Consider the following 13,526-nt stretch of genomic DNA (forward strand, 5'->3'; position numbering starts at 1 on the left):
GAATTTTAATCTTCAAATCTTTGTTGCATATTATTCTTTCTTAATTCAAGTAGAGTTTTTAGTTGCTCTTTTTGTTTACTGTCCAAAACTTTATAAGCTTTTTCTAATACATCTGCTTGTCTTTCAAATCTTTTCTCTTGTTTATCTTTCATAATCTTTGCAAATTTATTTTTATCAAAGCTATCTTTTGTAAATGCATCACAAGGAAACTCTTGATTTGCTCTACTATCTTTTAATATATCATAAATCTTTGCTCTTTGATCACTTGATAGGTTTAGTTCACCAAACATCCACAACATTCCATTTCCATTTCCATAATGTCTTTGTGGCATATAGTTTTTTTGATAATATCTATCACCTTTTTTACTGTAATTATGATTTTGATTGAAATCACAATTTTGCCAACCTTGAGCGGATAAACCACTTACTAATATTGAAGCTAAAGCTATACTTGTTACAATCTTTTTCATCTTTTATCCTTTGTTTTGATATAAGAAATTATTACAAGTCAATATTAACTCAAACTAAACTCTATCTTAATAAAAACTTAATGTTTTTAGAGATAAAAAGATCTTTTTATTAATTCAATTTATGATCAAACTCTGGAACTATCTCTTTTAACTTTGCTATCTTATCTTTACTAGCTAGAAGTTCTTCTATTTTTTGATTTAATTTTTCAATATTAAACTCTGTTTTACTAGCAACAGTAATTGATTCATATTGTGTTTTTTTATCACTTTCATCTATTAATAGCTCTTCAAATAACTTTTCACCAGCTCTTAAGCCACAAAATTCAATATTTATATCTTTTTTATAACTAAGTTCTATCATTTTTTTAGCCAAATCAACAATTTTGATAGGTTCTCCCATATCAAGGATAAAAATCTCTCCACCTTTTCCAATACTTGCTGCTTGAAGTACCAACTCACAGGCTTCTGGAATTAGCATAAAATATCTTGTAATATCAGGATGAGTTACAGTAATATTTTTTCCAGCTTCAATTTGAGCTTTAAATTTTGGAATAACACTTCCACTACTTCCAAGGACATTTCCAAATCTAACTGCAACTATTTCAGTATTTATATTTTCAACATTTTGAATATAAAGTTCACAAACTCTTTTTGTAGCTCCCATAACATTTGTCGGACGAACTGCTTTATCTGTTGAGATTAGAACAAACTTTTTAACTCCATATTTTATTGCTAAATCTATAGAGTTTTTTGTACCTATAATATTATTTAAAATCCCCTCTTCAATATTTTCTTCCACCAACGGGACATGTTTATAAGCAGCTGCATGGATTACTATATCTGGAAGATATTTTTCAAAAGTTTTATCTAAAAACTCTTTATTTAAAATAGATTGCATTACAAGTTTTGGTTTAAAGCTACAAAGCTCTTCTGCAATAGAGTAAAGATTAAATTCACTATGGTCTAATAGTATTAGCTCTTTTGCCCCAAAAGATGCACATTTTCTAGCTATTTCACTTCCTATACTTCCACCAGCACCAGTAATTAGAACTTTTTTATCAAAAATAAAGTTCTTTATAGCAGTTTTATCCAAATCTTTTGGATGACGTGCTAATAAATCCTCTACTGTTATATCTTTTAGCTGTTTTGAGAAGTTCTCATCTTTTAGGATATTATTCATAGATGGAAGAATTTTAATAGTCTCAAAACTACCTTGCATATCTTCATAGATTTTATTTATCTCATATTTTTTTGCTGAAGGCATAGCTATAATCATCAAATCAAATTTTGTTTTATTATAATTACTTTTGTATTTCTCTTTTGAAAAAATTGAAATTCCATCTATACTTCTATGGTGTAAAATCTCATCATCATCTATAAAACAAAGAAGCTTATATTCACTACTTAAAAACTCTCTTTGGAGTTGAAGCCCCGCTCTTCCAGCTCCATATATCACAAATATTTTTGTCTTTTTATTTCCTTTTATTGAATGATAATATTTGTAAACATAGACTAATATATTTGTAATAAAAGTATAAAAAATCAAATCTATAAATAAAATATTAAAATGAACTTTAAAAACATAATACAAAATAGGAGTATAAACAGCAAAACTAATCACTGCTAATATTATTTTCATTAAACCTGTTTTTGTAGAAGCTTTTGACCAAGAGAGTTTATAGTCATCAAAAAATATAAAAGAGGCTAATATTCTAAATCCTATCACTACAAGTAAAATAATAAGAGTAAGCTCTTTATTTAGTAAAAAGGTAACTAAATAAAGTGAAAATACAGATACTACTACATTTACAATTACCCCTAAAAATCGTTTATCTTTTAACATATTATTTGTTCCTTGGCTATCATTTTATATAAATTATTTTCATAAAGAAAAAGTGATTTTACATCTTTAAAACTTTTTAAGTCCTTATCACCATCACCCAATATTATATTTTCTTTTTCTATTTTCCAATCAATATTTAAATCTCTATCATCCTATCTAACACCAATACTCCTCCAGATGCAAAATATCTATCTATTTTTATATTTACAATAACATCTTGGCTTAATACTAAAAAACCATGTAAAAATTCTCTAGGAATAAAAAGTTGCTTATTTTCTTCACTATTTAACTTTATACTTACTACTTTACCAAAACTTGGACTTCCAAGCCTAAAATCAACTACTACATCTAAAATCTTTCCTTTTAATACACTTACAAGCTTTGATTGAGCATAGTTTAAAGTATTTGTATGAAGTCCTCTGATAACTCCATATTTACTGTATGAGATATTATCTTGACAGAAATCTACTTCAAATCCAACAAATGAATTAAAACTCTCTTTTTTAAAAGCTTCAAAAACATAACCTCGATTATCTTTGTGTAATTTTGGTTCACAAAGAATAAGCTCGGGTATATCTAATCTTTTATAATCAATTATTCAAATACTTTTTTAGTATCCACAAACTTCATACTTAAAGCTAAAACTATCAAAGCTAGTATAAGAGCTACAAAAATATTTCCTATAAAATAAACTATTATAAATAAACCTAAATTTAATCCTATAGAATAATTTGTAACTTTATAGTGACTCCACCCTGCTTGAGTTAATCTTTGATATGCATGTTTTTTGTGTGCTTGAGATAATTTTTCTTTATTTAATTTTCTTCGTATTAAAGTCAAAGTTGCATCAAACCAATAGACACCAAATAATATTATCCATATCCAAAAGTTTGTTGCTTCTTGATTTGCATAATATATTGTAAAAATAGCTATATTATATCCTAAAAGCGTACTTCCAACATCTCCCATAAATATCTTAGCCCTATTCCAATTCCAATATAAAAATCCTAAAACTGCAACAGCTAAAACTAAAAAATGATTTCCACCAAATAAAATAAATCCAGCAAGACTTAAAAAAACTGCTTCACTTCCTGCATAGCCATTTATACCATCTAAAAAATTATAAAGATTTATAAACCAAATAATAAGTAAAAAAGCAAAAATATTGGCTAATATTTGATTTTGTATATCAAAAATACCAAAAGTAAGAGTTTCAAATCCACCTAAAAAATATAATCCACCAACAGAAACAATAGCTTGAACTATAAGCCTTAGTTTTGGGCTTAAATCATAAATATCATCAAAAAAACTAACTATTGAAATAACTGCACCAAAAAGCAAAGCATAAAAAAGACTTTGTTGTATTTCACCTATAAAATAAAGATAAAACAATCCTATAAACCAAGTAATTGAAAGTGCTATTCCTCCACCATGAGGAGTTGGAACTGTATGAGAACTTCTTTCATTTATAGTTGCAACCAATGATTTTTTTATCATATAATTTTTTATAAAATATGTTAGTAAAAATGAGATTAAAAAAAGTATTAAATAAATCAATTCTTTTCTCCTTTTATCATAAGTTTTATTCCATCTTCTACACTATATGGATTAGATAAATTTAATTTCTTTTTAGTAAGAGTATTATCTACTTCCAAACTTCCATATAATCGCTTGTGAAATGATGGCTTTACTAGCTTTAGTAAGCTTTCAAAAAATGGAATTTTTATTAGATATATTTTTTTCTCTAAATTATTAGCTATGAGTTCTATTAGTTTTGAAGTGCTAAGAGGTTGATCATCTGAAGCTAAAAACACTCCTTCTTTTCTTTGAATTACTATTTCATTTATAATATTTAAAATATTTTGTATTAATATAAAACTTCTTTTATTTCCAATACTTCCTAGAGGTATAATAGGCAATTTTTTAACTAATTTTACTAAATTATCTATATTACCTGGAGCATTTTTTCCATATATCATAGGAGGTCTTACTATACTTACTATAAAATCACCATCATCTAGTTTCAAAAGCTCTTTTTCTGCTTCTAGTTTACTCTTTCCATATGGTGTAATTGGATTACAGATTGTATTTTCATCTAATTTTTCTATATCTTCACCATAAACAGCAATAGTGCTTATAAATACAAATTGTCTTACTCCATTCTGTTTTGCAAGTTTTGCAAGCTTTACTGGATACTCTACATTTATCTCATAATATTTTTCATAAGAATACTCTATCTTTTGATGTACAAGTGCAGCACAATGCAAAACTATATTAATATTATCAAATTTTATATCTTCAATTTTTTGATTTATTAATGAAAATTTTTCAAATATATATTTATCTTTAAACTGATTTATAAAGTTACTTCCTAAATAACCATTTGAACCTGTAATTAAAATTATAATGACACCCCCTCAATTATAATTTTCTTATAAAATAATAAATTATTCTTATAACCATTTTTGGTAAAAATCTTATTGGGATTTTAATAATATTTCTTAAATATTCAAATGAAGAATTAAAAAAACCATTTTTCCTAAATTCATTTAACAAAATAAATTCATTTTTAGCATAATTTAAACCACTTCTTCTCTCAATCTGTCCCTGCCCAGCTCTCATCTTTACTAAAACTTCTTGTAAATTATAAAATCTTGATTTATTCAATATCATCCTTACCCAAAGATAATAATCTTCAAAATAGATCATTCTTTTATATCCTCCTGCTTTTAAAACAAAAGATTTTTTATACATTACTGCTGGATGATTTATTGGAGACCTTATTTTTGCATACTTTATTATTTCTTCGTGCATTTCTGGAAGTCTTCTATATCCTAAATTTTCATTTTCATCACCATTAAACTCACTTATCCATGAACTACAAATATCAATATTACCATTTTTAAAGACATTTAACTGTTTTTCAAACCTATTTGGCAACGATATATCATCTGTATCCATTCTAGCAATAAGTTCATAGCTACAATGTTCCATCCCAATATTTAATGCATCCCCTAAACCTAAATTTTCTTTCAAAGGAATAATTTTTAAAATACCAACAAGTTTATTCTTCCATTCATCAATTGCATAATACAATTCATCTGTCAATTTACCATCTTGAACCAATACTATCTCATCTGGTTTTACAGTTTGTTCATCCCAAATACTTTCCATCGCTCTATTAAAATATTTTACTTTTTCTTTATAATAAATTGACATCAATAATGAAAAATTCATCTCTTATTACTTCTTTTTAATTCAATATTTTCAAAGAATTTATACATTTTTAAATATAAGTTTATTTTTATACTTAAATAAACCGAATTTGAAGATATACTTGCTTTTATAATTTTTAACATAGAAGCAAAATATTTCTTTCTATTTAACTTTTGTCTCGCTTCAACCATTAGTATTTGTTTTTTATTCAATTTGTTTTTTTCTTTTTCACTTATGACAAAATATTCCTTATAATTATCGTCAAAAATATACTTTCCTGTTGCCAAACTCTTTTTAAAGATTTCCGTACAATACTGTGCTGTTTTATACATTATATAAGCATTTGTTTTAGTTACACTATTGTTTCTATATCTGCAATTGAGAAGAACATCCTTTATATTTCCAACTTTGAAACCAAAAAAAATAGCTCTCGATAAAAATTCCATATCTTCTGCGTGAAAAGCATTATTATACCCACCAAGTTTATCAAAGACCTTCTTCCTAACAAAAAATGTTGGATGTACTATGCCTATAGCACCTCTCATTAATAATCTTTTTAAATATTTATGTGTCAAAAGCTTATCAGTTTTAAAAAATACTTCTTTATTACTAAATAGTGTTATGTTAGAGCCAATTAAATCTAAATTATTATCAACTAAATACTGAAGTTGCTTTTCAAATCTATTTTTGTGAGAAATATCATCTGCATCCATTCTAGCAATATATAAACCTTCACATTCTTTTAAAGCTCTATTCAAACTAAATATTAAACCACTATTTTTTTTATTTATAATTATTTTTATTCTTTTATCTATAAATTGATATTTTATTAGAATCTCTTTCAATATTTTATTTTCCGGATTATCTAATACTATTATAAATTCAAAATTTGAATAAGTCTGATTTAAAATTGAATCTATTGACTCTATAATCCATTCTTCTTTTTCATTATAAACACTCATTATAACTGAAATCAGGTCTCGCATTAATTTTCCTAAATTTAAAAAAGTTCGTAATAGTTTTTTCTATCAAACAACTCTAGCTTGCCACCTACAGTACTGTTATATATTTTTCTTCCATCTATTTCAAACATTGTTTTACAAAGTTTATAACTTTTTAGTACATTGTATATTTTTGGATCATGCCATTTTTTACCTACTCCAAAATATGTTTTATCAAAATGATTCGGATCATCTTCTGTAGAAATAATTGTGTCACCATCGATAATTGCAGATTCTGGAATTTCATATGAAAAATCCATTCCAATTAAATAAACTTCTGAAAAACCTAAATAATATGCTAGTTGTAGATTTAGTATAGTTACAGATTGTCCACAATATAACTGTTCAGAAATATCTATTGAAAATCTTGGTATCTCATAGTATGGTGAATTAACTTGATAAAATCCAGTATTCATATTAAAAAAATATGTATTTTTTTTATTCTTTATTAAAGATTTATATTTTGTTGGAAAAAATTTGTACATAACATCGAAATCATTTATATCTTTTAGATTATCATAAAAAACATGCTTATCTTCTACTATGTAAAATGTTGGTTTAAAATTATCAGATCTATTTTTTAAAAATATACTATTTACCCCAAAAGTATACTCATTTTTTAATAACGTTAGATCTATATCATTAAGGGAAGGACCATTTCCAATTATAAAGCATCTTTTATTTTTAAATTTATTTTTTAGCAATATTAACTTATTTATATCCGCTTTTGGAAGCCAAAATGGAACTTCAAACCATTTATAAGAAATTATTCTTTTATTTATTAAACTCTTTATAAAATTTTTCATAATTAATAACTCTGTAAATTAATCTCAACAAATTTATCTATATATGTATTGTTTTTTTTAAGTTTTACATTATTATAACCAAAAAATTCAATGTGATTTTCTTCAGCTGCTTCATAATCATTTATACTATCACCTATTAAAATAGTTTCCTCTTTTTTATAATTATTCATTTCTAAAATATTTTTTACTATTTTTGATTTCATGATTGGAGATCCAGTTATAGATAAAAAATATTTTGTCAAGTTTAATCTTTCACAGATATATTTTAAATCATTTTCATCTGCACCAGATGCTATATGCATATTATATTTTTTATAATTATGATTTATAAAGCTTACTGTATCTTCAATAATATATTTTGAATTTGTCAATTCTTCTTTTGTTATTAAAGAGTACCTATTAGCATACTTTAAAATATCATCTTCTGAAATATTTTCATTTAATAATTTATTAAAAAAATATTTAATTTTTATATATCTAGATTTTCCACCATTTAATTCGTGATATTGAATAAACTCTTTTACTTTGTTTTTTGGAAATCCTTCAAAAAGTTTTTTAAACCCTTCAGTTTTTATAGGGACAGAATCAAGTATTACTCCATCAAAATCAAATATTATATTTTTTATCAAACTTTAACCTTTACAACAGTTTTAATAACTTTTATTGGTTCATTTATTTTAATACAAGGCATATGGGCATCATCTGGAAAGAAAATAGCTATATCACCTTTTTTTAGTTTAATAGATGATGAAAAATTTGAATCTCCATACTTAATTAAATCCATATTTTCATTGTATTTAAAATATACATTAAGATTTTTTATATTATCAACTTCTATAATCTCTTCACCTTCAAGGATAAACTGAACATCTATATTTTTTATATGTGCTTCAAAAAAACATTTTTCTCTATCTTTTGAAAAATATGTTTGTTCTAGTGCAAAGTTATTTTTATCTAAAACTATTTTTTCAAATGCATTTAGATTATATGACTTTAATCTTTTATACTCTTCACTTTTTTCATTTAAAACTTTTGTTAAATATTCAAAAGCAGTAGAAAATCTAGTATCTTTAATTTGTTTTTTTAAAATTTCTATATTACCAAATATTGCCATTTATTCTATTTCTCCAATTATTGTACAAGGTAATCCATCACAATTTGATATTCTTAATGGTGCAATAATTACTCTTTTAAATTTTGTATTTATATCTATTTGCTTTAAATCCATATCTTCAAGCAATAAAATAGGGTTTTTAGGATTTAAGAAAGCCTTATGAGCTTCTCTTCCTATCATTCTATTTTGGAAACTTGATACCGAAATACTATCAAATCCAATCACTCTTATATTTGGAAATGAGTTTCTTAAATATTCAGCTATCGACGGATCAAATCCATAATTTAATTCCCAAAATTCTTGAGTATCTCTTTTATAACAAATACCTGTTTTTACTATCAGAATCTCATATATATTTTTGTCTTTTATTTTATCCAATTGTTCTATGAGTTTAGCCCCTATAACAAGCTCTTTAGGAACAAATTCTATGAATAGCACATTTTCAAAATTAAAATATCCACAATCAAAATTTTCAATGGTCTGCCCATATTCAAAAAAATGATAAGGCATATCTATATGAGTGCCTATATGAACTGTTGTTTCTATTGTTGTATCATTTGCAATATCACCTTTTGAAATATCAGATTTTTTACTAGAAATAAATTTATTCTTATTTCCATAACTAGGTGTATTATTATCTAAAATATGTGAAAGATACACAAATTTACTCAAATTCATTATTTTTCTCTATTTCTTTCATACACTCTAAGATTCCTTGTCCCATGTCGATATATGGATTTGCTACTAGTTTTTTACTTCTTGTAGGATGAAATGAATATGGTGTAGTTTGATAGTGATTGTGATATCCATCATTATTTAAATTTATTTCTATTTTATTACCCAATATTTCATTAATCATAGTAAATAATTCTTTTCTATGCATTCTCTCAACTCCTGTAAGAATAAGATGTTCATTTACAAAATCTTCACTCTTTATGACTTGAATTGCTAACTTTGCAACATCTGCTGCATGAATATATTCTCTTACTTCTTCTCCATCTCCACTATGATTGATAGTTCTTGTTAGCATAGCACTTTTTACTAAATTGTAAATATAATTATTTTGATAATCTCTTTCTCCATATACTGAACCGTATCGAATAATAGTAAATTCTAAACCAAACTTTTTGTAATACTCTTCTGTAAGTTTTTCTGATGTAAGTTTACTAATTCCATAAAAAGAGCCCTTATCGCTCATAGAATAAGCACTACTTGCATAAATAAATCTTTTTATATTATTTATTTTACAAGCTTCTAAAATATTTAAATTTCCCATTACATTCAATTCTAAGGCTTTTGTAGGATTAGCTATAGCATCATCAAGGTTTGCAAACCCTGCAAAATTATAAACTATATTTGCACCTTTTATAACTTCATTCACATTTTTAACATCTAAAATATCACACTTGATAAAATATTTTATATTTACATATTTAGAAATATTTAGATCAGCTGCTACTACATCGTATCCATTATTAATAAGTTCTTCAACTACATAACTTCCTATAAATCCACAACCACCAAAAACTACTACTTTTTTAGTCATTGTTAAATACCTCATTTTTCAAAGGTTCATTGTTTTTAAATCTTATTACTTCTTCTACTGCTTGAATTTCCATATCTCTTCTGCTATCAATAGTACTTGCTCCCATATGACATGTTAGCAAACAATTATCTAATTGACAAAGATTACCTTTATATGGTTCTTCTTCAAATACATCTACAGCAGCACCTGCTATTTGTTTATTTTTCAATGCAATATATAAATTATTTTCATTTATAATTCCTCCACGGGCAGTATTTATTAAAATAGTATGTGAAGTCATCATAGATAATTCTTTTGTAGTAATATAATTTAAAGTGTCTTTTTTAAGAGGAATATTAACTGAAATAATATCACTTTTTTTTAGAACTTCTTCTTTTGAAACAAAATTTACATTGTATAATCTTCCAAAAGCAATATCAGGATTAGTATCATGCACTAAAAACTTAATATTAAAAGAAGACAAAAGATGTACTAAACTTTTACCAATTCTTCCCATTCCAAAAATACCAATAGTTTTTCCATATAGTAAAGTTCCCATATGTCTTTTCCAAATACCAAGTCGAATATTCTTATCAGTAATTGTAATTTGTCTAGCTAAATCTAAAATCATACCAACACAAAGTTCAGCTACAGCCATAGTAGGAGCATCTGGAGTATATGTAACTCTTACACCATATTTTTTACATAATTCAAAATCAACTCCATCAAGTCCTATACCTACTCTTGAAATAAGTTTTAGATTTGGAGCATTTTGAAATACTTCTTCTGTGATTTTTTCAGTTCCTGCAATAAGAATTTCAGAATCTTTTATTTCTATTGCCAACTCTTGAGAATTCATTTTATGCTCAAGAGGATTTAATTTAACTTCAAAATCATTATTCTTTAGTAATTCCATTGGTTCTTTTGATGTTGAGCTAAAAGGGTGAGTTGATACAAAAACTTTCATTAATTTAATCCTTCTTTTAATTTTTTCATACCGTTCATAGCTGAATCTCTCAAAAAAAAGTAATCTATTCCATAGGCTAAAAAAGTACACCCTTGATCAATTTTTTGTTTTAAATTTTCTGGATTTGTATCTACTACATGAAATCCTGATGGAATATTATGAATTTTGCATCTATCCAATACTTTTTGAACAGCAATTTTTACATCTTTTCTTTCAAATTCACCTGGATATCCCATAGAACCAGATAAATCATATGGTCCAATTATTGTTCCGTCAATACCAGCAACCTGTAAAATATCATCTATATTATTTACTGCTTCAATATGTTCTATTTGAGCTATTATTACTAACTCTTCATTTACCCATTTTTTATACTCTTCAAATCTCGTACCATATCCAGAAGCTCTATATAAACCAACACCTCTTTTACCAATAGGTGGATATTTTGCATAATTTACAGCAGTAATTGCATCTTCTTTAGAACATACCATAGGCACTATTATTCCATCTGCTCCCATATCTAATATTCTTTTTATGATTACTTCTTCATTCTTACTAACTCTAACGAGTGCTTTTATACAATTTGCTTGAATAGTTCTTATTAGATTTTCAGCAGTTTGCAAATCTATGGAAGTATGTTCTATATCAATAACAAGCCATTCAAATCCTGCCAATGCCATCACTTCAATACTCAAGGAATTTCCCATCATTACCCATGAACCAATTGTAAGTTCACCATTTTTTAATTTTTGTTTTAAACTCATTTTATATCCTAAATTATAGTTTATCTTTATTTTTATATAAAAGTTCTGCCATTATAAAATCTTCTGGCTCATCTATATCTACTGCTTCTAGTTTATTTACTTCAAAAATTTGAGGTTTTAATCCTATTCTTTTATTATTGGAATTTTTAAATGCTTCTTTGGAAAAAATATAAAAATTTGAATTCTCTTCATACATAGGTTCTAAATCTTGTGTTCTTAATAACTCATTTGGATTGTGATTGATTGCCTTTGCATTTTTGTCATAAAATCTTGTCTGAACCTTTGTAACACCAAAAACACTATCAAAATTATCTATTTTAGTAAAATAGTTTTCTATTGCACTATCAATAGTCTCACTCTTCAAAAGAGGATTTGTACTATGAGTTTGTAAAAAATGCTCTCCATCTAATTTTGATAAATCATAAGCTATGATATCATTCATAGAAACGAAATCTCCTTGAATCTCAGTTGGCCTATCAATTATTATAATTTTATCTCCAAAAGTTTTTTTTGCATCTTTTGCTATAACTTCACTATCTGTATTTATAACAACATTATTTATATACTTACTAGCCAAGAGTGATTTTACTATAGCATGATAAAGTGGTGAACCATTAAAACTCTTCATGTTTTTATTTGGAACTCTTTGCGAATTTCCCTTCATTGGTAATAGTGCTTTTATGTTCATTGTTTTCCTTTACTTATTTCTAGTTTCTTATAATATATTTGATTATATGAATTTATGTTATTTATCATATTTTTTAGATATTCATTTATATTTTGTTCATTTAATAAATTTTCTTTCTTTATCATTGAAGTCATGATTAAATCATTTATACTAGCTCTATAATGTCCATAGTCTTTATAATTATATATATTATTTACAATTTCATAAATATTATCAAAGGCATATATGTTTAAATTATTAAACTCCTTTAACTTACTAACTAAATATATTCTTCCATATAAAAATCTATTAACATCTTCTACCTTACTATTCCTATAAAACCATGTTGAATATGGTGGGAAATATACATTAAACTCTATATCTGGAAATTCTTTAATTACACTTAATATATAATTTTCTATATTAGGATATTCATAATTTTTATGAATTATTTCTTCATAATTAATATTTCTATGTATAATATTTTTATTTAATTTGTCTAAATTATTATCATTTCCATATAATTCAAATTTTTTGTTTTTAACATCTCTATCATACCAAAAATAAAGTGTATCTAAACTCTCGCTCCATTTTGTCCAATTAACTTTTCCAATAAATATATCCCATGAATATCTTATATAATCTTCATTAAATAGATAAAATCCAATTTGAATAAATAAATTATTTGAATAAAGTTCATAAGGAAAATTGTGTTTTTCATCTTTTTGTGTCTCATTTAAATATATATAATAAGAATGTATATCCCAAAAAACTTTTTTTATTTTTCCTGTTTCCAAAGCTTTTCTTATTAATGTATATTGTTCTAGTGGTCTTCCTCCACTCATAGTTAATTTTAATACTTTATCTCCATTATTCAATAACTTTTCAAATTTTGATGGAATAAAGTTTTCTGACATAGATGTACCCATAATTATTGTATTATAATTTTCATCACTTCTATTTATAAAGTTATTTATCAAACCTATATTTTGATATCTTTGTTCTTTAAAATATTTTATTTTACTATTATTTAAAGAAATTTGACTATGATAAATTTGAATTGGATCCACAATAAAAACAAAAATCGCCGGACTTAATATAATAACTAAAATTATACTTAAACTTAAAATTATATTTCTTTTTACTTTCATAA

General features: G+C 25.2%; 16 protein-coding genes. All 16 read right to left on the reverse strand.

Features of this window, described 5'->3' with window-relative positions; translation table 11 throughout:
- Positions 1–5: 5 nt before the first annotated feature.
- The 16 genes from ATR_RS07025 to ATR_RS07100 all read right to left on the reverse strand — a co-directional run bounded on the left by ATR_RS07025 (position 6) and on the right by ATR_RS07100 (position 13,524).
- Complete coding sequence (locus ATR_RS07025; protein ID WP_115428762.1) at positions 6–470, reverse strand: Spy/CpxP family protein refolding chaperone; 465 nt, start codon at positions 468–470, stop codon at positions 6–8.
- A gap of 109 nt (positions 471–579) precedes the next feature.
- Positions 580–2,313 carry a UDP-N-acetylglucosamine 4,6-dehydratase (configuration-retaining) gene (gene pglF / locus ATR_RS07030; RefSeq protein WP_115428763.1) on the reverse strand — a complete coding sequence of 578 codons (1,734 nt, stop codon included), beginning with the start codon at positions 2,311–2,313 and terminating at the stop codon, positions 580–582.
- Positions 2,314–2,449: 136 nt separating this feature from the next.
- Positions 2,450–2,911: a dTDP-4-dehydrorhamnose 3,5-epimerase family protein gene (locus ATR_RS07035; RefSeq protein WP_328587391.1), complete on the reverse strand. Its 462-nt coding sequence runs from the start codon at positions 2,909–2,911 to the stop codon at positions 2,450–2,452.
- Complete coding sequence (locus ATR_RS07040; protein ID WP_115428764.1) at positions 2,908–3,870, reverse strand: MraY family glycosyltransferase; 963 nt, start codon at positions 3,868–3,870, stop codon at positions 2,908–2,910. Before ATR_RS07040 ends, ATR_RS07035 begins: the two co-directional genes overlap by 4 nt.
- Positions 3,867–4,721 (reverse strand): NAD-dependent epimerase/dehydratase family protein, encoded by an 855-nt coding sequence (locus tag ATR_RS07045; protein WP_115428765.1) that lies wholly within the window; start codon positions 4,719–4,721, stop codon positions 3,867–3,869. Before ATR_RS07045 ends, ATR_RS07040 begins: the two co-directional genes overlap by 4 nt.
- A gap of 13 nt (positions 4,722–4,734) precedes the next feature.
- Positions 4,735–5,550 (reverse strand): glycosyltransferase, encoded by an 816-nt coding sequence (locus ATR_RS07050; protein ID WP_115428766.1) that lies wholly within the window; start codon positions 5,548–5,550, stop codon positions 4,735–4,737.
- Complete coding sequence (locus ATR_RS07055; RefSeq protein WP_170126887.1) at positions 5,547–6,491, reverse strand: glycosyltransferase; 945 nt, start codon at positions 6,489–6,491, stop codon at positions 5,547–5,549. Before ATR_RS07055 ends, ATR_RS07050 begins: the two co-directional genes overlap by 4 nt.
- Before the next feature lie 38 nt (positions 6,492–6,529).
- A complete protein-coding gene (locus ATR_RS07060) occupies positions 6,530–7,336 on the reverse strand; it encodes a 6-hydroxymethylpterin diphosphokinase MptE-like protein (RefSeq protein WP_115428768.1) in 807 nt (268 codons plus the stop codon).
- Between the two features lie 2 nt (positions 7,337–7,338).
- Complete coding sequence (locus ATR_RS07065; RefSeq protein WP_115428769.1) at positions 7,339–7,965, reverse strand: HAD family hydrolase; 627 nt, start codon at positions 7,963–7,965, stop codon at positions 7,339–7,341.
- The gene (locus ATR_RS07070) at positions 7,962–8,450 is read right to left on the reverse strand and encodes a YhcH/YjgK/YiaL family protein (RefSeq protein WP_115428770.1); all 489 of its coding nucleotides are present in this window, start codon (positions 8,448–8,450) and stop codon (positions 7,962–7,964) included. The genes ATR_RS07065 and ATR_RS07070 overlap by 4 nt, the downstream gene beginning before the upstream one ends.
- Positions 8,451–9,128, reverse strand: coding sequence for a cyclase family protein (locus tag ATR_RS07075; RefSeq protein ID WP_115428771.1), 678 nt, complete (start codon positions 9,126–9,128; stop codon positions 8,451–8,453).
- On the reverse strand, positions 9,115–9,996 hold the full coding sequence (locus ATR_RS07080) for an NAD-dependent epimerase/dehydratase family protein (protein WP_115428772.1): 882 nt from the start codon (positions 9,994–9,996) through the stop codon (positions 9,115–9,117). The genes ATR_RS07075 and ATR_RS07080 overlap by 14 nt, the downstream gene beginning before the upstream one ends.
- Positions 9,989–10,942, reverse strand: a complete 954-nt coding sequence (locus ATR_RS07085; protein WP_115428773.1) for a phosphoglycerate dehydrogenase — start codon at positions 10,940–10,942, stop codon at positions 9,989–9,991. Before ATR_RS07085 ends, ATR_RS07080 begins: the two co-directional genes overlap by 8 nt.
- Positions 10,942–11,706: an HpcH/HpaI aldolase family protein gene (locus tag ATR_RS07090; protein ID WP_115428774.1), complete on the reverse strand. Its 765-nt coding sequence runs from the start codon at positions 11,704–11,706 to the stop codon at positions 10,942–10,944. Before ATR_RS07090 ends, ATR_RS07085 begins: the two co-directional genes overlap by 1 nt.
- Positions 11,707–11,719: 13 nt before the next feature.
- On the reverse strand, positions 11,720–12,394 hold the full coding sequence (locus ATR_RS07095) for an acylneuraminate cytidylyltransferase family protein (protein ID WP_115428775.1): 675 nt from the start codon (positions 12,392–12,394) through the stop codon (positions 11,720–11,722).
- Entirely contained in the window at positions 12,391–13,524 is a 1,134-nt protein-coding gene (locus ATR_RS07100; protein ID WP_115428776.1) for a hypothetical protein, read from the reverse strand. Before ATR_RS07100 ends, ATR_RS07095 begins: the two co-directional genes overlap by 4 nt.
- Between the last annotated feature and the right edge of the window lie 2 nt (positions 13,525–13,526).

The organism is Aliarcobacter trophiarum LMG 25534, assembly GCF_003355515.1.
GTDB lineage: Bacteria > Campylobacterota > Campylobacteria > Campylobacterales > Arcobacteraceae > Aliarcobacter > Aliarcobacter trophiarum.